This window comes from Ruixingdingia sedimenti (genome assembly GCF_031432425.1).
Taxonomy (GTDB): domain Bacteria; phylum Pseudomonadota; class Alphaproteobacteria; order Rhodobacterales; family Rhodobacteraceae; genus Ruixingdingia; species Ruixingdingia sedimenti.
This window is the reverse complement of record NZ_JAVKPH010000016.1, coordinates 1-20,593: the sequence shown is the minus strand read 5'-3', so window position 1 is coordinate 20,593 and position 20,593 is coordinate 1. Positions and strand designations below refer to the sequence as shown.

Below are 20,593 nucleotides of genomic sequence, written 5' to 3'. Positions count from 1 at the left end.
GGTCAGGCGGCGAAGGCGTTTTCCAGCACCTCGATCCGGCCCTGGGCATCGACCAGCGCCACATCGAACCGGACCTCGGTCAGGCTGCCCCGGGGTTCGCCTGCCATGAATTCGGAAGCCGAGGCATAGATGCGCGCCATCTGCCGCGCCGACAGCCGTTCGGCCGCCGCCGCATGGCTGCGGCTTTTCTTGACCTCGACGAAGACCAGCACATCGCCTTCGCGCGCCACGATGTCGATTTCGCCCGCCTGCCCGCGCCAGCGGGTGGCGGCGATGCGGCGCCCGCTGCGTTCGTAGTGCCGCGCCACCGATTGTTCGGCGGCCTGACCGGCCAGATAGGATACCATCCCGCTCATTCACGTCCCTCCATGTCCAGCGCCATCTGATAGACCGCCCGTCTGGGCAGGCCGAATCGTTCCGCCACCTCTGCCGCGGCCTGTTTCACCCCCATGCGCGTCAGCGCATCGGCCAGCGCCGCGCCCACCGCCGCCGGATCGGCCGCGCGCGGGCGCGGCCGGTCGACCACCAGCACGATTTCGCCCTTCACCGGCTGGTCGGCAAAGGCCGCCGCCAGATCCTTCAGCGTGCCGCGCCGGATTTCCTCGAATCGCTTTGTCAGTTCCCGGCATACCGCGGCTTCCCTGTCCTCGCCCGCAGTTTCCGCCAGATCGGTTAACAAACGACCAATGCGTTTGGGCGATTCGTACATCACCAGCGTCGCCGGCACGTCGGAGAGTTCGGCCAGCCATGTCCGCCGCGCATTGCCCGAAGGCGGGGGAAACCCCGCGAAAAGAAAGCGGTCGGTGGGCAGGCCCGCCACCGTCAGCGCCGCCAGCACCGCCGAGGGGCCCGGGGCGGCATGGACCGGGTGGCCCGCCGCGATCGCCGCGCGCGCCAGCTGATAGCCCGGGTCGGCGACCAGCGGTGTGCCGGCCTCGGACGCATAGGCGACGGACCGCCCTTCGGCCAGCATCTGAAGGATGCGCGGGCGCATCTGCGCGCCGTTGTGGTCGTGATAGGCCAGAAGCGGCCTTCCGCCCAGGGGCACGCCGTGGATCTCCATCAGGTGGCGCAGGCTGCGCGTGTCCTCGGCCGCCAGCGCATCGGCCCCGGCGAGGATGTCGAGCGCGCGCAGCGTGATGTCGCGCGCGGTGCCGATGGGGGTGGCGATGAAATGGAGGCCCGGGGGCACCGGACGCGAATCCGGTCTGGGGGTGGCGGTCATCGGCCTGTCTGTCCTCTGTCGCGTTTACTTCAAGGCCGGATGCGCATAATGATCGGGGAACATCCGCATTTTCCGGGGGGTCATTCTGGTGATGTTTGCCGTTTTGCACAAAGCCCGCAAGTCCTTGACCGCCCTTGCGGCGACGGCCGGGCTGATCGCGCTGGCCGCTTGCCAGCCCATCCAGACCGCAGGCGGGGGCGGGCCGTCGATCGACCCGCGGGCCCCGGTGGCGGTGGCGCTGCTGGTTCCCGGCGGTTCGGGTCAGGCGACCGACGCGCTGGTCGCGCGCAGTGTCGAGAACGCGGCGCGGCTGGCGATTTCCGATCTCGGCGATGTCAGGATCGACCTGCGCGTCTACAGCACCGCCGGCCAGCCCGCACAGGCCGCGGCGCTGGCGCAGCGCGCGGTGGACGAGGGCGCGCGCATCATCCTCGGCCCCGTCTTCGCGCAGGAGGCGAACGCCGCCGGCCTCGCCGTGGCCGCACGCGGCGTCAACGTGCTGAGCCTGTCGAACAACCCCGACATCGCCGGCGGCAACGTCTTCGTCCTGGGCAACACCTTCGAGAGCACCGCGAACCGGCTGGCCGACTATGCCGCGCGCCAAGGCAAGCGGCGGATCATGATCGTGCACGAACAGAACACCGTGGGCGAGATCGGCCGCACCACGATCGAGCGGGCGGTGTCCCGTTCCGGCGCGACGGTGGTGGGCACGGGATCCTATGCCTTCTCGCAGACCGACATCGTGCAGGCGATCCCGGGTATCGCCGCCGCCGCGCGGTCGGCCGGGGCGGATGCGGTGTTCTTCACCGCCGATACCGCGGGCGCGCTGCCGCTGGTCACGCAGCTGCTGATGGAAAACGGCATCCCGCCCGCCACCACGCAGTATATCGGCCTCACGCGGTGGGACATTCCGCAGGCGACGCTCGGCCTGCCGGGGGTGCAGGGGGGGTGGTTCGCGCTGCCCGACCCGGTGCTGAACGAACGCTTCCAGGCCCGCTATGCCGCCGCCTTCGGCGAGCCGCCGCATATCACCGCGGCGCCGGCCTATGACGGTATCGCCGCCATCGGCGCGCTGATCAAGGCGGGGCGGTCGGATGCGCTGAGCCGCGCGGCGCTGACGCAGGGGGCGGGTTTCGTGGGCGTGGGGGGCATCTTCCGCCTGCGCGGCGACGGCACCAACGAACGCGGCCTCGCCGTCGCCCAGATCCGCAACAACCAGGTGGTCGTGATTGATCCTGCCCCGAAGAGCTTCGGCGGCGCGGGCTTCTGAGCCCCGCCCCGCCGCGCGCCCGCCGCAACCGCAGGTCCTGCCCCTGCCCGCCGCGCAATCGGTGCGGGCGCAGGATCTCATCTGCCCGCCCGTCAGGCTCATCGACCCGCCCGCGGTGCTGGCCGCGATCGGGGCCGACATGGCGGGGCTGGCCCCGGATGCCGACCTCAGGGACCGCCGCGCCGTCGCGGTGCGGCACCTTTCCGCCGCACGGCAGGCGGCGAATGCGCAGCTGAAGGCCGCCTTCGCCGCCGCGCCCCGCCACGCCCGCCCGCTGGTGCGCGCGCAGGCCTATCTGACCGACGGGCTGGTGACGGTGGCGATGGCGGTGGCGCAGACCATGCTCCACCCCGCCACCCCGGGCGGCACCGGCGGCGACGAACGGCTGGCGGTGCTGGCCGTGGGCGGCTATGGCCGGGCGGAAATGGCGCCGCATTCCGATGTGGACCTGCTGTTCCTCGGCGCGCGCAAGATCACCCCGCAGGCCGAAAGCGTGATCGAAAGCATGCTGTACATCCTGTGGGACCTGCGGCTGAAGGTGGGCCATGCCAGCCGCACGGTGAAGGACTGCCTGCGGCTGGCGGCCGAAGACATCACCATCCGCACCGCGCTTCTGGAACACCGTTTCCTCGACGGCGACGCCGCCCTTGCCGCCGAACTGCGCGACCGGCTGCGGCAGGAACTGTTCGCCGCCACCGGCCCCGAATTCGTCGAGGCGAAACTGGCCGAACGCGCCGAACGCCACAAGAAGCAGGGCGGCCAGCGCTACGTGCTGGAACCCAACATCAAGGAGGGCAAGGGCGGCCTGCGCGATCTGCAAACGCTCTACTGGATCGGCAAGTACCTGCACGGCTGCGAAAGCGCCGCCGATCTGGTGGGCCTCGGCCTGATCCGGGCGGAGGAATACGAGCTGTTCCGCACCGCCGAGGATTTCCTCTGGGCCGTGCGCTGCCACCTGCATTACATCGCCGGGCGCGCGATGGACCAGTTGACCTTCGATCTGCAGGTCGAGGTCGCGGCGCGCATGGGTTATGCCGATGCCGGCGGGCGCCGCGCGGTCGAACATTTCATGCAGGACTATTTCCGCCACGCCACCCGCGTGGGCGAACTGACCCGCATCTTCCTGACCGCGCTGGAGGCCCGTCACGCCAAGAAGGCGCCGCAACTGGTGGGGGGCCTTCTGCGGCGGCGCAGGCTCAAGCCCGGGTTCGCGTTTGTCCACGGCCGGCTGGCGATCAAGGATCCCGACAGCTTCCTGCAAGACCCGCTGAACATCCTGCGCACCTTCGAGGAGGGCCTGCGCACCGGCCTGCTGATCCACCCCGACGCGATGCGGCTGATCGCCGCCAACCTGCACCTGATCGACGACGCCTTGCGCGAAAACCCCGAGGCGCGGCGGATCTTCCTCGACCTGCTGCTGAAACACGGCAACCCGGAACGCGCGCTGCGGCGGATGAACGAACTGGGCGTCCTGTCGGCCTTCATCCCGGAATTCGAGCCGATCGTGGCGATGATGCAGTTCAACGTCTACCACCACTACACGGTGGACGAACACACGATCCAGTGCATCAGCACGCTGGCCCAGATCGAACGGGGCGAGTTGCAGGAAGAACTGCCCGTGGTCAGCCGCATCCTGACCGAGGACGTGAACCGCCGCGTGCTGTATGTCGCGCTGCTGCTGCACGACATCGGCAAGGGCCGGCCCGAGGATCATTCGGTCCTGGGTGCACAGATCGCGCGGCGGGTGGCGCCCCGTCTGGGGCTGTCGGCGGATGAATCGGAAACGGTGGAATGGCTGGTGCGCCACCACCTGATGATGTCGGATTTCGCCCAGAAACGCGACATTTCCGACCCCCGCACCGTGCGCGACTTCGCCCGCATGACCAAGACGCGCCGGCGGCTCGACCTGCTGACGGTGCTGACGGTCTGCGACATCCGCGGCGTGGGCCCCGGCACCTGGAACAACTGGAAGGCGATGCTGCTGCGCCAGCTTTACCTCGACACCGCCGAGGCGCTGGAAACGGGGCTGGAGGCCGTGAACCGCGACCGGCGCGAGGACGAGGCCAAGCGCGCCCTGCGCGACGCCCTGCCCGACTGGCCGCGCGCCGATCTGCGCATCGAGGCCGGGCGCCACTACGGCCCCTACTGGCAGGGCCTGCCGACCGAAACCCATGTGGTCTTCGCCCGCCTGCTGCGCGACATCGGCCCCGGCGAGGTGCGCATCGACCTGCATCCCGAAGAGGCCCGCGACGCCACCCGCGCGGCCTTTGCGTTGCAGGATCACCCGGGCATCTTCAGCCGCCTTGCGGGCGCGCTGGCGCTGGTCGGCGCGAACGTGGTGGATGCCCGCACCTATACCTCGAAGGACGGCTATGCCACCGCCGTGTTCTGGGTCCAGGACGCCGACGGCCACCCCTACGAGACCGCCCGCCTGCCGCGCCTGCGCATGATGATCGAAAAGACCCTGCGCGGCGAGATCGTCGCCCGCGACGCGCTCAAGGACCGCGACAAGGTGAAGAAACGGGAACGCGAGTTCCGCTTTCCCACCTCGATCACCTTCGACAACGAGGGGTCGGACATCTACACCATCATCGAGGTCGACACCCGCGACCGGCCCGGCCTGCTGTACGATCTGACGCGCACGCTGGCGGCGAACAACATCTACATCGCCTCTGCCGTGATCGCGACCTTCGGCGCGCAGGTGGTGGACAGCTTCTACGTCAAGGACATGTTCGGCCTGAAACTGCACGCCAAGGCCAAGCAGGAATCGCTGGACCGCAAGCTGCGTCAGGCCATCACCGAAGGCGCCGAAAGGGCCCGGGACTGAGATGCGGCCCATTCGCCTGATCCGGTCCTTCGTCACGGTGGGCGGCTGGACATTGGCCAGCCGCGGCGCGGGGTTCGCGCGCGACGTGATGATGGCCGCCTACCTTGGCGCGGGCCCGGTGGCAGAGGCGTTCCTGGTCGCCTTTTCCCTGCCCAACATGTTCCGCCGCTTTTTCGCCGAAGGGGCGTTCAACATGGCCTTCGTGCCGATGTTCGCCAAGCGGCTGGAATCGGGCGAGGACCCCAAGGGCTTTGCCCGCGACGCCTTCAGCGGCATGGCGGGGCTTCTGGTGGTGTTCTCGGCCATCGGCACGCTGGCGATGCCCTGGCTGGTCTGGGCGATGGCCGCGGGCTTTGCCGGGGACGAACGCTTCGGCCTTGCCGTGCTCTATGGCCGGATCGGGTTCTGCTATATCCTCTTCATCAGTCTGGTGGCGCTTCTGTCCGGGGTGCTGAACGCCTTCGGGCGGTTCACCGAGGCGTCGCTGGTTCCGGTGCTGATGAACCTGATGTTCATCGCCGCGATGGCGCTGGCCGACCGTTTCGGCTGGGACATGGGGCTGACGCTGGCCTGGACGGTGCCGGCGGCGGGGGTGGCGCAATTCGCCTTCACCTGGGTCATGGCGGCGCGGGCGGGCTTTCCCCTGATCCCCCGCCGCCCGCGCCTGACGCCGGAACTGAAACGCCTCGCGGTGATCGCCGCGCCCGCGGTGCTGGCGGGCGGGGTCATGCAGATCAACCTGCTGGTCGGCCGTCAGGTCGCAAGCTTCACCGAGGGCGCGGTGGCCTGGCTCAACTATGCCGACCGGCTTTATCAACTGCCGCTCGGCGTGGTGGGGATCGCCATCGGCACGGTGCTGCTGCCCGACCTCGCCCGCCGCCTGCGGGCGGGCGATACCGAGGGCGGGCGCCATTCCTTCAACCGCGGCACCGAATTCGCGCTGGCCCTGACCCTGCCGGCGGCGGTGGCGCTGGTGGTGATCGCCATGCCGCTGGTGACGGTGCTGTTCCAGCGCGGCGACTTCGGCCCCGACGACAGCGCCAATACCGCGCTGGCGCTGGCGGTCTATGGTCTGGGCCTGCCGGCCTTCGTGCTGCAAAAGGTGCTGCAACCGCTCTATTATGCGCGCGAGGATACGCGGCGCCCCTTCAACTATGCCGTGCTGTCGATGGTGGTGAACGCGGGGCTGGCGGTGGGGCTGATGCCCTTCGTGGGCTTCGTCGCCGCGGCGGTCGGCACCACGCTGTCGGCCTGGGCGATGGTGGCGCAACTGTGGCTGGGCGCGCGCGGGATGGGCGAGGCCGCGCGCTTCGACCCCCGGCTGCGCGCGCGCGCCTGGCGGATCGTGCTGGCGGCGGCGGCGATGGGGGCGGTGCTGTTCTGGGCGGCAACGCTGCTCGGCCCCGCGCTCGGCACCGCCGGGCTGCGCTATCCGGCGCTGGCGGTGCTGGTGGCCATCGGCATCATCGCCTATTTCGGCACCGGCTTCGTGATCGGCGCCTTCCGCCTGGCCGATTTCCGCAGCGCCCTGCGCCGGGGCTGATCCCCGGCGGTTGCGCGGGTGTTCAGGACAGCGCCGGGGGCCAGCCCCCGGACCCCCGGGATATTTAGAGACAGAAAATGAAAAGGGCGGGCGGGATTCACTTTCTGTCCCTAAATATCCCCGCGCGGCGCGCTCCCGCGCTCACCACCCGCGCAACCGCCGCAGCATTACCGCTGCCGCAGCCGCGCGCGCACCCTTGCCACGCCGCCGGGGCTGACCACGAAGGACAGCGCAAAGCCGGTCGCGAAGCCCGCCAGATCCGCGATCCAGTCGCGCCCGCCGCCGCCAAGCAGCCCGAACAGCAACTGGATCGCCATGATCACCCCGATCAGCGAGAATGCGCGATAGCGCGCCGCCCCCGCGCCCGCGAGCCGCATCCACAGAAGAAAGGTGAAGGCCCCGATCAGCCCGTAGACCGCCGGATAGCCGCCGATCAGCACCTGCCCCATGCCGCCCAGGACCGTATAGGCCGCCGCCCCCGCAACCGCGGCGCCGAGGAACACCAGCCCTACCGCCCAGGGGCGGAACACCTCGCCCACCATCTTGCCAAGCGCGAGCAGGAACACCACCACGAACAGCGCATGGGTAAAGCCCGCATGCACGAAGGGATAGGTCACGAACCGCATCAGATGTTCGGCCGGGAAATCGCCCCGCCCCCACATCCAGACCAGGATATCGGGCGAGAACGCGAACCGTTCCACCGCCTGCATGCGCCAGCCCACGCCCCCCGCCCCGCCGACCAGCCCGCGTTCGGCCAGGCTCAGCACGATTTCCATCGCGATCATCGGCAGCGCCAGCAGCCAGACCACGGGCGGCAGCGGATTGAACGGGGCGGCATTCGGTTCGCGGTCCATCGTCCCTCTCTTCAGGCCCGGTGATTGACGGCCCATCCCGCCAGCGATAAGCCCATCCGGCACCTTTTTCCAGACGGAGATCCACATGTCCGAGCCGGTCCAAACGCCTCAGACCTTCACGCCGCGCATCTTCTCGGGGATCCAACCCTCGGGCGGCATGACGCTCGGCAACTATCTCGGCGCGCTCAAGCGGTTCGCCGAACTGCAGGACCGCGGGCAGGAGACGGTCTATTGCGTCGTCGACCTGCATGCGATCACCGTCTGGCAGGACCCCGAAAGGCTGACCCACCAGACGCGGGAAATCGCGGCGGCCTTCCTCGCCTCGGGGATCGACCCGAAACGGTCCATCCTGTTCAACCAGAGCCAGGTCAGCGCGCATGCCGAACTCGCCTGGATCTTCAACTGCGTCGCGCGCATCGGCTGGATGTACCGGATGACGCAATTCAAGGACAAGGCGGGCAAGAACGCGGAAAACTCGTCGCTCGGCCTGCTGGCCTATCCGTCGCTGATGGCGGCGGACATTCTGGCCTACAGGGCGACCCATGTGCCGGTGGGCGAGGACCAGAAGCAGCATCTGGAACTGACCCGCGACATCGCCATCAAGTTCAACCACGACTACGGCGTGAACTTCTTTCCCGTGACCGAGCCGCTGATCGAAGGCGCGGCGACGCGGGTGATGTCGCTGCGCGACGGCACCAAGAAGATGTCGAAATCCGACCCCTCGGACCAGAGCCGCATCAACCTGACCGACGATGCCGATGCCATCGCGCAGAAGATCCGCAAGGCCAAGACCGACCCCGAGCCCCTGCCCGACACGCTCGACGGCCTCAAGGACCGGCCCGAGGCGCGCAATCTGGTGAACATCTATGCCGGTCTGGCGGGGGTGGCGCCCGAGGCGGTGGTGGCGGAATTCGCGGGCGCGCAGTTCGGCACCTTCAAGCCGCGGCTGGCGGAACTGGCGGTGGAAAAGCTGGCCCCCATCACCGCAGAGATGAACCGCCTGATGCAGGACCCGGGCGAGATCGACCGCATCCTGGGCGACGGCGCCGACCGGGCCGATGCGATCGCGCGCCCGGTGCTGGAGGATGTCTATCGCATCACCGGAATGGTCCGTTCGCGCCGCCGTTGAGGGCGGCGCGAGCGGCAGGCGGCGCGCCGGGGGCTTCGCGCCCCCGGTCCCCCGCGGGATATTTAAGGACAGAAAGTGAATGCGAGTGCGCTGTTGCCTGGGGACCTTCACTTTCTGTTCCTAAATATCCCCGCGCGGCGCGCCACCGACCGATGTCACGGGCGCCGCGGGCAGGGTTCCGCGCAAGAGCGGAAGAAAATCCTTTCCCCCGCACCGCAGGCGGATAGGCTGGTTGCAGCCGCCTGCCGCCCGGACCGCCCATGCGCCATGACTGGATCCTCGATGTCCTCGACGACATGAAGACCTATGCCGCCCGCAACGGGCTCGACGCCCTGGCGGCCAAGGTGGACGAGGCGCTGCGCATCGCGCGGGCGGAACTGGCGGCGGCGCGGGGCGAGGGGGCCGGCGGCAAGACCGGCCGGCACGGCCCGAACTGAGCCGCGGCGGCTGGCGCCGCGCGCGCGGGGCGGCTATGGTCCGCCCATGCAGGCATCCGCACCCGCCATCCGCTATTCCGACGACCAGGCCGAGGCGCATGACCGCGTGGCGGCCTTGCTCTATGACGCCGGGATCGACCTCGACGACGGCACCGCCAGCCCGCCCGGGGAAGGACAGGGCGGCGGGGTGCTGGCGATCACCGGCAAGGCGGGATCGGGCAAGACGATGCTGCTGGCGGAACTGGTCAAGGCGCTGACCGCCGCCGGGGTCGATCTGGTCTCGGGCGATTACGAGGGGCGCAAGCGCAAGGACCGCCGGACGCTCGCCATCCTCGCCCCCACCAACAAGGCGGCCAGCGTGCTGCGCAGCCGCGGCGTGCCGGCGACGACGATCCACCGCATCCTCTACACCCCGATCTATGCCCCCGAATACGAACGCATCGCCGACTGGCTGGCCGGCACGGGCGACCGCCCGGCGGTCGACGGGCTGATGGACGGGCTGACCGACATGGCGCTGGACCGTGCGAAGGCGTTCTACGACACCGTGGCCTCGATCCCCGGGGCGCTGGCGGCGGCGGGGCTGCGCGGGTCGGATTTCATCCGCGGCTGGAAGCGGCGCGAGGAACCGCTGGACGTGGGCTTCGTCGACGAAAGTTCCATGCTCGACGAACGCCAGTTCGAGGACCTGAAAGAGATCTTCCCGACGCTGGTCCTGTTCGGCGATCCTGCGCAGCTGGCGCCCGTGGGCGCCTCGGGCGAGATGGTGTTCGAGCGCCTGCCCGACACGCGGCGCCTGAGCCTCGCCCGCATCCACCGGCAGGAGGCCGACAGCCCCATCCTCGACCTCGCCCATGCGCTGGCGGACCCGGGCCTCGATTTCCACGGTTTCGAGCGGATGGTCGAGGATGCCGCCCGCCGCGACGACCGGGTGGTGATGGCGCAGCGGGTGGAGGCCGCGCTGATGGCCCGCAGCCCCGTGCTGGTCTGGCGCAACGCCACCCGCATCCGCCTGATCCAGGCCTTCCGCGCCGCCTATGGCGCGCCGGAAGATGCGTTGCTGCCGGGCGAGCCGCTGATCTGCGACGGGATCGAACTACCGCTCAAGCACCGCAAGCGGCGCATCGACCTCGAGGCGCGGGGGCTGATCAAGGGGGCGCAGGTGGTCTATCTCGGCCCCGGGCGGGGGCAGGGTTTCGCGCGGCTGCATGTGTTCGGGGCGGAGGAACCGCAGGTATCCGTCGCCGCCATCATCAAGATCGAAAAGCCGGACGAGGAAGAACCCTTCATCCCCGCCGCCGCGCGCATGGGGGCGGTGTTCCTGCACGGCGCGGCGGTGACGATCCACAAGGCACAGGGCAGCCAGTGGGAAACGGTGCAGGTCTTTGCCCCCGACCTTTACGCCGCAGCACAGGCCGGGCGGACAGAGGCGGGGGTGGCGCTGTGGAAGCGGCTGGCCTATGTCGCCATCACCCGGGCGGAAAAGCGCCTGCACTGGGTGGTGCGCAACCGGCTGGCCCGCCCCGCCGATCCGCTGACGACCGACGACCTGCGCGCGCCCGCCGCGGCGCTGGCGCTGGTGGCCGAAGAACCCGGCCCCTGACCCCCTGTCGCATCGCGGCATTCTGCGCTATGCAGCGCGGCATTGACGGGCCAACAGGGGATTTCGCGGATGGGCAGCCGGATTTTGCTGACGGGCGGCGCGGGCTATATCGGGTCGCATACCTATGTGGCGCTGGTCGAGGCGGGGCACGAGGTGGTGATCCTCGACAATTTCTCGAACGCCCGCGACGACGTGCCCGCGCGGCTGGAGATGATCACCGGCCACCCCGTCGCCGTGGAACGCGCCGATGTGCTGGACAAGGCGGCGCTGGCGCGGATCTTTGCCGCGCACCGCTTCGACGCGGTGGTGCATTTCGCCGCGCTCAAGGCGGTGGGGGAATCGGTGCAGAAGCCACTGGAATATATCGAAACCAACGTGGCGGGCCTGCTGAACCTTCTGGGCGCGATGCGCGATGCCGGGGTGTTCCGGCTGGTGTTTTCGTCCTCGGCCACGGTCTATGCGGAATCCGAGGTGATGCCGCTGGCCGAGGATGCGCCGCGCGGCTATGCCTCGACCTATGCCTGGACGAAACTGGCGGGGGAACAGATCCTCGAACAGGTGGCGCGGTCGGATGCGCGGTGGGCCTTCGGCGTGCTGCGCTATTTCAACCCGGCGGGGGCGCATGACACCGGCCTGATCGGCGAGGATCCGCAGGACATCCCCAACAACCTGATGCCCTATATCGCCAAGGTCGCGGTGGGCGAACTGCCGGCGCTGAACGTCTTCGGCAACGATTATCCGACGCCCGACGGCACCGGGGTGCGGGATTACATCCATGTGGTCGATCTGGCGCGCGGCCATGCGCTGTCGCTCGCCGCGCTGATCGCGACGGGGCGGGGCCATGTGGTCAACCTCGGCACCGGGCGGGGCTATTCGGTGATGGAGATGCTGGCCGCCTATTCCCGCGCCTGCGGGCGGGATCTGCCGCATGCGGTGGCGCCGCGCCGGGATGGCGATCTGGCCGCCTATTGGGGCGACCCGCGGCTGGCAGAGGCCGAACTGGGTTTTCGCGCGGCGCGGGATCTCGACGACATGTGTTCCACCAGTTGGGGCTGGATCTCGCGCCGGGCGAACGCGCCGCGGGGGTAGCGGGGGCGGGTCGGCGTTCACACCGCAGTTGGGCCGGGCGGGACAAGGAAACGCACCGCGTTTCCCCCGCCCGTTTGCGTGGCGGTGCCATCTGGAACGGTAATGCCGGGAACACCGGTCAGGCCAGCGCCTGCCCCGGCGGGCGAGAAGCGCCCGCCATGGGCGGGGCGGGCGCTGGCCGGGGGCGTGGGGCCCCCGGCCGGGGCAACTCAATGCGCAGGGTTTGGCGAAGGCACGCGCCTTCGCCAGACAGAGCGGCGGGGTTGAAGGTCGATACCCCCTAAAGGATCGTGCGCGCGCGCGGCGGGGCGCGCGGCGGGGCGGCGGGGGCCTCTGCCGCAGCCACGGGCGCACGGTTCACCGCATAGCCGGTCAGCGCCCCCGCCATCAGCCAGGTGAAGGGGATCAGCGTCGCATTCGGCAGCATGTCGACCATATTCGCCGCCAGCAGCAGCGCGACCGTGGCCGCCGCCGGCTCCACCCCGTCGCGCCGCCGGGCCAGCAGCAGCACCGGCAGGCCCAGAAGGCCGAATTCCACGATATAGCCCGTCCAGCCATAGACCCCCATGACGATGATCCAGCGCCCGTCCGGGATCGTCACCAGCTTGCCGTCCCAGGGGTCGTGCAGCAGGTTGCGCCCCCAGCTTCCCCAGCCGAACAGCGCGCGTTCGTTGGCGCGATCCAGCAGCAGTTCCTCGTTCATCACCCGGAAGCGGAGCGAATGCGCGCGTTCCGCATCGAGCGCGCCGACCTGTTCCATCACCCAGTCGAGCGGCACCAGCCCCGCCCCCCGCAGCAGCGGATAGAGAACCGCGATCGCCACCAGAACCAGCGCCAGCCGCACCTGCGCGCGCGGCCCGAACACCAGCACCACCGGCAGCAGGAACGCGGCCATGATCAGCACGCCCATGCTCTTGCACAGGATCAGCACCGCCAGCAGGTAGAAGGCCGCGACCATCCGGCCGAACCGCCCCTCTGCCCCGCCCTGCCGCCAGCGGGCGAAGGCCGCCACCACCGCCATGAAGCCGAAGAACGCGACCCACAGCCCGTGTTCCAGAAACACGATGGGCCGGAAGCCGCCATAGCGCATCATCTGTTCGAAACTGTGCTGGAAGAAGCCATAGACCCAGACGTTGATCTGCGGCGAAAGCCGCACCTCGACCAGCATCGGCAGGGAATAGAGCAGCCCCGCCACCACCAGCGCCAGCACCAGTTCGCGCATCGCCTGCGGGGTGTTCACGAACCGTTGCGCCAGAAAGAACGGGATCAGCAGGAAGAACTGCCGCACCATCATCCCCGCCGCGTCGTAAAGCCCGATCCCCGGCAGCCCGCCCTGGACGAAGCGGATCGGGTCGCCGTTCGTCATCGCGGTGGCCAGCGGGCTGATCACGAACAGCGCCATCAGCACCCGGCCCGCCCCCGTGGCCGGCACCAGCGGCACCCGCGCGCGCAGGACGAAGACACAGCAGGCCCAGGCCGACAGGTTGGGGATCACCGCCTTGTCCAGCGCCGGGATCACCGGGGCGTTGAAGGCCGCGACCGGGGGCAGCAGCAGATACCCCCCGAGAACGGACCAGATCACCGCCCGTTCCGCCGCCATGCGCCGGAACATCGCCAGCGTGACGATGGGCCAGACCAGCAGCATCAGATAGGCAAGCGTGTTCGGCACCGTCCGTTCCCTTTGCCCGCGGCGGGCATGCCGCCGGGCCTGCCATCTGTTATTGGCCGTTTTGCGGCGAATGCCAGCCCTTCCGTGGCCCGGGGCCGCGCGGGCGGGCCGGGCGGCGAATCGGCTACAAGGAACACTGTTCCCATACCTTGGGGATATTCCCCCAACATCAGGACGTATTTACCATTCCATCAGCGAAATACGGCACGTATTCCCTGTTTCACCCCCGCGCCCTGACCGCCATCCTTTTGTTTTCCCGGCCACCCGCCCAAGGCTTGCGACCCGCGCGCAACGGTGCATCTTGCCCGCCAGATCCCCTTCCTTCCGTCTGGAGCCGAAGATGAACCCGCTCTTCCCCGTGCTGACCGCCGCCGCCGTGCTGTTCGCCGGCGCAGCCCAGGCCGAACGCCTGACCGAGGCCCCGCTGGTCGATGCCGCCTGGCTGGCCGGCCATCTGGGCAATGAAAGCCTTGTCGTGATCGACGTGCGCGATCCGGTCAAGAATGCGAACCCCTATGCCGCCGGCCATATCCCCGGCGCGATCAGCGCACCCTATGCCGGTTACGGCTGGCGCGCCAAGGTCGACGGCATCCCCGGCATGCTGCCGCCCGTCGACAACATTTCCGCCCGGATCGGCGCGCTCGGCGTGTCGTCGGACAAGCATGTGGTGATCGTGCCGCAGGGTTCGGATTCCAGCGAGTTCGGCGGCGCGACCCGCGTCTACTGGACGTTCAAGGTGCTCGGCCATGACGCGGTGTCGATCCTCGACGGCGGGCAGAACGCCTGGATCGCCGCGGGCGGCGCGGTGGAAACCGACGCGGTGACGCCGGTCGCCGCGACCTTCACCCCCGCCTTCCGGCCGGAACTGCTGGCCACCACCGAACAGGTCGCCGCCGCCATCGACAACGAGGTCGCGCTGGTCGACGGCCGCCCGCCCAAGCAGTTCCACGGCGAGGAAAAGCCCGCCGTCGCCCGCGTGGCCGGCACGATCCCGACCTCGGTCAACATCGACCAGGGCCAGTTCTACAGCGGCACCTTCGCCAGCGCCGACGCCATCGGCAAGCTGCGTGACGCCGCGGGCCTGACCGGCGAGGAAGAAACGATCGCCTTCTGCAACACCGGCCACTGGGCCTCCATCGCCTGGTTCGGCCTGTCGGAAATCGCCGGGCAGAAGAACGTGTCGATGTATGACGGTTCGATGGCCGAATGGACGCTGGACGAAAAGCGCCCGGTGAAGTGAACTGATACATACACCTTTTCGGGGCGCCGGCTGCATGCGGCAGCCGGCGCCCCTGCCCATGACCGAACCCTGAGAGAGACGCGCGATGTCCATCCCCCTGTCCTCCACCCCCGCCGCCACGCCGCCGCGCCTCAGCCCCGATACCGGGGTGGTGCTGGTGGTCACGGCGCTGTTCGTCACCCTGCCGCTGCTCATCGCCGGGGCGGTCAGCCCGCGGCAGGCGGTGCTGTTCCTGATCGGCGGGCTGATGGGGGCGGCGCTCTATCACGGCGCGTTCGGCTTTACCGGCGGCTGGCGGCGGATGGTGCAGGAACGCCGCGGCCGGGCGATGCGGGCGCAGATGCTGATGGTGGCGGCGGCCACGGTGGTGTTCATCCCCGTTCTGGGCGGGCTGGTGCCCGAGGTGCGCGCGGTCGGCGCGCTGGCGCCGGTGGGCGTGTCGGTTCTGGTCGGCGCGGCGATGTTCGGCCTTGGCATGCAACTCGGCGGCGGCTGCGGGTCCGGCACGCTCTTCACCGTCGGCGGCGGGTCGGCGCGGATGCTGCTGACGCTGGCCTTCTTCTGCATCGGGGCGCTGGCGGGCAGCGCGCATCTGCCCTGGTGGCTGACGCTGCCTTCGATCGGCACGGTGGACCTGGGCAAGACCCTGGGCGTGCCCGGGGCGATTCTGGCCACACTGGCCTTTCTCGGCGCCGTGGCCGCCGTGACGGCGGTGATCGAGCGGCGCGAGCATGGCGCGCTGGAGCGGGTGCCGAGCCCCCCGCGCCGGGGGCTGGCGCGGCTGGTGCACGGACCCTGGCCGCTGGTCGGCGTGGGGCTGGCGCTGGCGGGGCTGAACATCGCCACGCTGTTCGTGGCGGGTCATCCCTGGTCCGTGACCTATGGCTTCGGCCTCTGGGCGGCGAAGGCGGCGGATGCGCTTGGCGCCGGCGTGGCCGAATGGCCGTTCTGGGCCGCGGGCGGCAATGCGCGGGCGCTCAATGCCTCGGTCCTGCAGGACGTGACCTCGGTGATGAACTTCGGCATCATCCTCGGCGCGGCGCTGGCGGCGGCGCTGGCGGGCAGGTTCGCCCCGCGCGCGGCGCTGCCCTGGGGGTCGGCGCTGGCGGCGGTCGTGGGCGGGCTGCTGATGGGATACGGCGCGCGGCTCAGCTTCGGCTGCAATATCGGGGCGCTGTTTTCCGGCATCGCCTCGGGCAGCCTGCATGGCTGGCTGTGGTTCGGGGCCGCCTTCTGCGGTTCGCTGGTAGGCATCCGCGCCCGCCGGCTGTTCGGGATGGAGTGAGCGGGATGAGCGACAAGCGCAACACCTTCCTCTTCGGCGCGGCGCTGGCCGTGGCGGGCGCCGCCGTGGCGGCCGACCATCTGGCCCGCAGCCCGCAGCCCGCCACCGCCCCGCAGCCGGTGGCCGCGGCCCCGGCGGCGAACCCCTGCGCCGCCAATCCCTGTTCGGCCGCCCCCTGTTCCGCGAACCCCTGCGCGGCGGTGCCGGCGGCCGCCAACCCCTGTTCGGTCGCGCCCTGTTCGGCCAGCCCCTGCTCTGCCGTGCCCGCCGCCGCGGCCCCCTGTTCGGTCGCCCCTTGCAGCGTCGCGCCGTGCAGTGTTGCCCCTTGCAGCGTCGCGCCCTGTTCCGTCGCCCCGTGCAGCGTGGCCCCCTGTTCGGTCGCGCCCTGCTCTGTCGGGGGCTGAGATGTCCGCCGCCCGCGACCAGGCCGTGGCAGAGGCGCTGTTCTGTGCCGCGATCCTCGCCAAGACCGGGGATTCGGTCCTGACCGCGACGCTTCAGGGCGCGGACCGGGTGGAACACTGGCAGCATTTCCCCAAGGGCGACGTGTTCGACCCCGAAAGCGGCGCGACATGGTTCTACCACTGCCATCCGCGGGCGGAGGGCAGCACGGAACACGGCCATTTCCACTGCTTCCTGCGCCCCGGGGGCGCGGGCGGGCCGATCCATCATCTGGTGGCCATCGGGGTGGACGCCCATGGGCGGCTGTTGCGGCTTTTCACCGTGAACCACTGGGTGGTGGGCGACGACTGGCTGGATGCGGCGGGCACAGTGCCGCTGCTGGAACGGTTCGACGCCCATCTGGCGCGGCCCTGCTATCTGGTCAACCGCTGGCTGACCGCCGTGATCCGCGCGCATGAGCCGCAGATCGCCGCCCTGATCGCCGAACGCGACCGCACCCTCGCCGCGCACCACCCCGACCCCGCCACGGCCCGCGCCGACCGCGCGCTGGAGGTGACATCGGAATACCGCCCCGACCCCGCGCTTTGGGCCTAGGGTCAATCGACCTTCAGCGCATGGTCTGGCCGGGCGGGATCAGGAAACGCATCGCGTTTCCCCCGCCCGTTCGCGCGGCGGTGCAGCAGGGGCGGAGATGCCGGGAACAATGGGTAGGCCAGCGCCTGCCCCGGCGGGCGAGTAGCGCCCGCCATGGGCGGGGCGGGCGCTGGCCGGGGGCTTGGGGCCCCCGGCCGGGGCAACGCGATCTGAATCCCTATGGCGAAGGCACGCGCCTTCGCCAGCCGGAGCGGCGAGACCGAATCTCGATCCCCCCTGGAGGGCGTATCCGCTTGTCCCCCATCGGGAAATGATCCAGCATCCCGGGGAAACGGGGTGCAAGGGACGAACGGGTGGAGCCAGAGACGACGCTGTTTTCCGGCACGCGGCTGCGGGCCGCGGGGACCGGGCTCGACCGCGCGCGGATCCTTGTGACCTTCGACCGCCGCCGCAAGGGCCGCACCGGGTTCACCGACTATGTACCGGCCCGGCGTGCCCTGCGGCGGGGGTTCGGGCATCTGTCCATCGACGTGGCGCGCAACGACTGGTTCGTGAATGCCGAAACGGCGGCCCTGCGCCGCCATCTGCGCGACTACACGCAGGGCCGGCTGGTGCAGGCCATCGGCTTTTCGATGGGCGGCTATGGCGCGATCCTGTTCGCCGGCGACCTGCGGATCGACTCGATGCTGCTGGTGGCGCCGCAGTATTCCATCTTCGACCACCGCGCGCCCTTCGACGCCCGCTGCCGGACCTATGCGCCCGAGGTCGATCCGCAGTTCGACGACTATGCGCCCCCGGCGGATGGCGGGCCGCGCGGGCTGGTGATCTACGACCCCCGCACCCAGCCGGTCGACCGCCTGCACGCCGACCTGATCTGCCACGACTTTCCCCGCCTGCGCCGCGCGGCCCTGCCCTTCGGCGGGCACCCGCCGCTCAACCATTTCGAGACGGTGCCGGGCTATTCGCGGATGCTGGACGCGTTTCTGGACGATGACCTGTCCCCGGCCCTTGTGCGCAACCTGCACCGCGAGGCGCGCGAGACATCGGACCGCTACGCCCGGTTCGTGACCAAATACATCCGCCGCCGGGCGGGGCGATAGACGAGGATAAGGGAAGATGTGGTGGCGAGGGGGGGACTCGAACCCCCGACCCCGTGATTATGAGGCTCACCTAACCGCATGATACGGCAGGATTTATGCTGTAAACAGGGGCAAAATGCACCCCTGTCAGATCAATGGGTTACAGCGCAGGTGTAAACCGTTGTCACCGCTGCCCCACGCTGATCGAGCCAATCCGGACGGCCTAGAGTAGGCCGATCTGGGCCTGACCGTCGAAATCAAGGAAGTCGAGTACAGCGAGGAAGTCCTTGATCGACCTCGGACCCTCAGGGCGCAGGGAAAAGCAGCGGGGATGAACACTTTCATACACATTTCCGCTTGACGCGGCACAATTCAGTGTGTATATATGTATTCAGAAAGGAGGGGCGATGGAGCTGGAAACGAACTCACGAAAGCTCCTGAAGGTTCTGAAAGACGCGGGGTTCGAGGAAGTGTCCAAGAAGGGATCACACCTCAAGCTTCGGAAGGGGGATCGGATCGTGATCCTGCCGCACCCGAAGAAAGACCTGCCGCTAGGAACCGTCAGGAGCATCTACCAACAGGCCGGGCTTCTATAGCCCGGTCTACCTATCGCCTCTCCGCCCCGCATCATGGAGTAATACCATGCGCTACTACACCGCCATCGTTCATCAGGACGGGGACAGCGCCTTCGGCCTGACCTTCCCCGACCTTCCCGGCTGCTTCGCGGCCGCCGACAGTTGGGACGCCATTCCCGCGGCCGCGACCGAAGCCCTGGACCTCTGGTTCGAGGATCAGCCGGATGTTGCTCCCGCGCCGCTGGACGCCATCCGCCAGCGCGATGACGTGGCCGCGGTACTGGCCACGGGCGGCGTTCTTCTGCCCGTGCCCTATATCCCCGCTGATACGGCGGTGGAGCGCGTCAATGTCACGCTGGAACGCGGCTTGCTGCGCGCGATCGACGAAACCGCGAAGGGCAGAGGAATGACCCGTTCGGCCTTTCTCGCCTCGGCCGCGCGGCGGGAGTTGGTGGGGGCATAGCGTCGGACGGGGCTACTACCCCGCCCACTCCACCAGCCCGGCCAGCCTGCTGCCGCAGGCGCGCAGCGCACCATCAGCATGTGGCGAGCGGGCAGGCGCGTGACCTACGAGCCCGCCCTGCGGATGGCGATGGCTTATTACGATGCCCGGGCCAGCAGCGGCTGAGCTACCGCGCGTCCATGTAGCGCCGCGCGATCTGCTGCAACACGGCCTCTGCCGGGCGCAGCTTGGCCAGCGCGTCCGGCACGCTCTCCTGCGCATAGCCGATGGCGTAGTCCACCGCCGGCTGGCCGGTGAGCCCGCGGCCCAGAGCGGCCCGGATGCCGGTCATCAGCGCCGAGTGCAGCGCCTCGCGGTGGCGGGCCTCGATCTCGATACCCCACCGGCGCTTGGCCTCGATGGCAGCGCGGCCGATGACGGCGGCCAGCACCGCACCGACAAGCTCGATGATATGCGGCTCCAGCAACGCGAGGATGGTGCGGATAACGTCCATGGTCAGATCTCCACAGGGATGAGTGCGCCCCAGGTCAAGGGGCCAATGATGCCGTCGGCCACGAGGGCAGACGAACGCTGGAAGGCGCGGGTTGCCGCCTCGGTCAGGCCGCCGAACACGCCGTCGATGGGACCGGGGTCATAGCCGTGCGCGGCCAGATGCCGCTGCGCCTCGCGCACCACGGCGCCCCAGGACCCCCGGCGGATCGCAGGATAGGCGGGCGCGGGGGTCAGCTGGTGCTCGTATTCGAGGGCGATTGCCGCGATGGCGTCGGCGCGGTCGGTGCCGTTGATCACCCGGCGCGCGCCGACATAATCGGTGCCGCGGGCGTTGATGTAGTGGTCGAGGCGGCGGCCCGTAAACCAGCCATCGCGCGAGCCCACCACGAGGATCTGCGCCGCGATGTCGGGCGACAGGGCAAGCTCGGGGTTGCCGATCAGGTCCTCGCTCACCTCGCGCCCGGCGCGCAGGTAGTTGGCCTCCCACGTCAACTGCACAAAGCCCCGCCCGTACCAGGGGTAATAGCGCAGGCCGCGCCGGTATGCCTCCGCCTTGGCGCCGAGATAATAGGCCTCCTCGACCGGCAGCATCGTGCGGGCCGTCTCCCAATAGGCCGTCGCCAGGGCTCTGTTGCACAAATCGCGTGAGGGATTCATCTCGTGAATCCAGCGTGGTAGCTTGACTGCATGAGCAGACCGACACCCCCGATCTACAAGACCAGGAACTGGCCCGCCTATAACCCAGCGCTCAAGCGCCGCGGCTCTCTGACGATCTGGTTCGACCCCGCCATGACGTGGAAGGCCGCGCCGACTGGCAAGC

At 69.5% G+C, this 20,593-nt stretch carries 20 protein-coding genes and 1 pseudogene; 15 read left to right on the top strand and 6 right to left on the bottom strand.

Annotated elements, in window-relative coordinates:
• Positions 1 to 2 precede the first annotated feature (2 nt).
• Together RGD00_RS13790 and rsmI are read right to left on the bottom strand one after the other, a co-directional pair.
• Positions 3 to 356: a YraN family protein gene (locus RGD00_RS13790; protein WP_310457922.1), complete on the bottom strand. Its 354-nt coding sequence runs from the start codon at positions 354 to 356 to the stop codon at positions 3 to 5.
• Complete coding sequence (gene rsmI / locus RGD00_RS13785) at positions 353 to 1,225, bottom strand: 16S rRNA (cytidine(1402)-2'-O)-methyltransferase (RefSeq protein WP_310457921.1); 873 nt, start codon at positions 1,223 to 1,225, stop codon at positions 353 to 355. The genes RGD00_RS13790 and rsmI overlap by 4 nt, the downstream gene beginning before the upstream one ends.
• 91 nt (positions 1,226 to 1,316) lie before the next feature.
• Here rsmI and RGD00_RS13780 point away from each other — a divergent pair, with 91 nt between their 5' ends.
• From RGD00_RS13780 to murJ, 3 genes are read left to right on the top strand one after another with little or no spacing between them, the layout of a single operon-like run.
• Complete coding sequence (locus RGD00_RS13780; RefSeq protein ID WP_310457994.1) at positions 1,317 to 2,495, top strand: penicillin-binding protein activator; 1,179 nt, start codon at positions 1,317 to 1,319, stop codon at positions 2,493 to 2,495.
• A gap of 43 nt (positions 2,496 to 2,538) precedes the next feature.
• Positions 2,539 to 5,322, top strand: a complete 2,784-nt coding sequence (locus RGD00_RS13775) for a [protein-PII] uridylyltransferase (RefSeq protein WP_310457993.1) — start codon at positions 2,539 to 2,541, stop codon at positions 5,320 to 5,322.
• Position 5,323: 1 nt separating this feature from the next.
• Complete coding sequence (murJ, locus tag RGD00_RS13770; RefSeq protein ID WP_310457920.1) at positions 5,324 to 6,865, top strand: murein biosynthesis integral membrane protein MurJ; 1,542 nt, start codon at positions 5,324 to 5,326, stop codon at positions 6,863 to 6,865.
• Positions 6,866 to 7,032: 167 nt separating this feature from the next.
• Here the strand turns inward: murJ and RGD00_RS13765 are convergent, their stop codons facing one another.
• Complete coding sequence (locus RGD00_RS13765) at positions 7,033 to 7,719, bottom strand: rhomboid family intramembrane serine protease (protein WP_310457919.1); 687 nt, start codon at positions 7,717 to 7,719, stop codon at positions 7,033 to 7,035.
• Positions 7,720 to 7,804: 85 nt separating this feature from the next.
• On the opposite strand from RGD00_RS13765, the gene trpS reads away from it, so the two are divergent.
• The 4 genes from trpS (at position 7,805) to galE (ending at position 11,974) form a co-directional block, all read left to right on the top strand.
• The gene (trpS, locus tag RGD00_RS13760; protein ID WP_310457918.1) at positions 7,805 to 8,848 is read left to right on the top strand and encodes a tryptophan--tRNA ligase; all 1,044 of its coding nucleotides are present in this window, start codon (positions 7,805 to 7,807) and stop codon (positions 8,846 to 8,848) included.
• Positions 8,849 to 9,108: 260 nt separating this feature from the next.
• Positions 9,109 to 9,285, top strand: a complete 177-nt coding sequence (locus RGD00_RS13755; RefSeq protein ID WP_310457917.1) for a hypothetical protein — start codon at positions 9,109 to 9,111, stop codon at positions 9,283 to 9,285.
• Positions 9,286 to 9,331: 46 nt separating this feature from the next.
• Entirely contained in the window at positions 9,332 to 10,885 is a 1,554-nt protein-coding gene (locus RGD00_RS13750; RefSeq protein ID WP_310457916.1) for an ATP-dependent DNA helicase, read from the top strand.
• A 69-nt stretch (positions 10,886 to 10,954) separates the two neighbouring features.
• On the top strand, positions 10,955 to 11,974 hold the full coding sequence (gene galE / locus RGD00_RS13745) for a UDP-glucose 4-epimerase GalE (protein ID WP_310457915.1): 1,020 nt from the start codon (positions 10,955 to 10,957) through the stop codon (positions 11,972 to 11,974).
• A gap of 280 nt (positions 11,975 to 12,254) precedes the next feature.
• On the opposite strand, the gene RGD00_RS13740 is transcribed toward galE, so the two are convergent.
• Positions 12,255 to 13,643: a hypothetical protein gene (locus tag RGD00_RS13740; protein WP_310457914.1), complete on the bottom strand. Its 1,389-nt coding sequence runs from the start codon at positions 13,641 to 13,643 to the stop codon at positions 12,255 to 12,257.
• Positions 13,644 to 13,983: 340 nt separating this feature from the next.
• Between RGD00_RS13740 and RGD00_RS13735 the strand changes: the two genes are divergently transcribed.
• The 7 genes from RGD00_RS13735 (at position 13,984) to RGD00_RS13705 (ending at position 19,281) form a co-directional block, all read left to right on the top strand.
• Positions 13,984 to 14,883, top strand: a complete 900-nt coding sequence (locus RGD00_RS13735) for a sulfurtransferase (protein ID WP_310457913.1) — start codon at positions 13,984 to 13,986, stop codon at positions 14,881 to 14,883.
• A gap of 85 nt (positions 14,884 to 14,968) precedes the next feature.
• Positions 14,969 to 16,168, top strand: coding sequence for a YeeE/YedE family protein (locus RGD00_RS13730; RefSeq protein ID WP_310457912.1), 1,200 nt, complete (start codon positions 14,969 to 14,971; stop codon positions 16,166 to 16,168).
• Between the two features lie 5 nt (positions 16,169 to 16,173).
• On the top strand, positions 16,174 to 16,572 hold the full coding sequence (locus tag RGD00_RS13725) for a hypothetical protein (RefSeq protein WP_310457911.1): 399 nt from the start codon (positions 16,174 to 16,176) through the stop codon (positions 16,570 to 16,572).
• Position 16,573: 1 nt separating this feature from the next.
• Positions 16,574 to 17,164 carry a DUF6969 family protein gene (locus RGD00_RS13720; RefSeq protein WP_310457910.1) on the top strand — a complete coding sequence of 197 codons (591 nt, stop codon included), beginning with the start codon at positions 16,574 to 16,576 and terminating at the stop codon, positions 17,162 to 17,164.
• A 353-nt stretch (positions 17,165 to 17,517) separates the two neighbouring features.
• Positions 17,518 to 18,264 carry an alpha/beta hydrolase gene (locus RGD00_RS13715; RefSeq protein WP_310457909.1) on the top strand — a complete coding sequence of 249 codons (747 nt, stop codon included), beginning with the start codon at positions 17,518 to 17,520 and terminating at the stop codon, positions 18,262 to 18,264.
• A gap of 386 nt (positions 18,265 to 18,650) precedes the next feature.
• Positions 18,651 to 18,839: a type II toxin-antitoxin system HicA family toxin gene (locus tag RGD00_RS13710; protein WP_310457908.1), complete on the top strand. Its 189-nt coding sequence runs from the start codon at positions 18,651 to 18,653 to the stop codon at positions 18,837 to 18,839.
• Between the two features lie 46 nt (positions 18,840 to 18,885).
• Complete coding sequence (locus RGD00_RS13705) at positions 18,886 to 19,281, top strand: type II toxin-antitoxin system HicB family antitoxin (protein WP_310457907.1); 396 nt, start codon at positions 18,886 to 18,888, stop codon at positions 19,279 to 19,281.
• A gap of 166 nt (positions 19,282 to 19,447) precedes the next feature.
• Here RGD00_RS13705 and RGD00_RS13700 read toward each other — a convergent pair whose 3' ends face one another.
• Both RGD00_RS13700 and RGD00_RS13695 read right to left on the bottom strand, forming a co-directional pair.
• Complete coding sequence (locus tag RGD00_RS13700) at positions 19,448 to 19,774, bottom strand: hypothetical protein (protein ID WP_310457906.1); 327 nt, start codon at positions 19,772 to 19,774, stop codon at positions 19,448 to 19,450.
• A gap of 2 nt (positions 19,775 to 19,776) precedes the next feature.
• Positions 19,777 to 20,412 (bottom strand): peptidoglycan-binding protein, encoded by a 636-nt coding sequence (locus tag RGD00_RS13695; RefSeq protein WP_310457905.1) that lies wholly within the window; start codon positions 20,410 to 20,412, stop codon positions 19,777 to 19,779.
• A gap of 48 nt (positions 20,413 to 20,460) precedes the next feature.
• Between RGD00_RS13695 and RGD00_RS13690 the strand changes: the two are divergent.
• Positions 20,461 to 20,593: pseudogene (locus tag RGD00_RS13690) on the top strand (IS5/IS1182 family transposase); the annotation flags it as partial.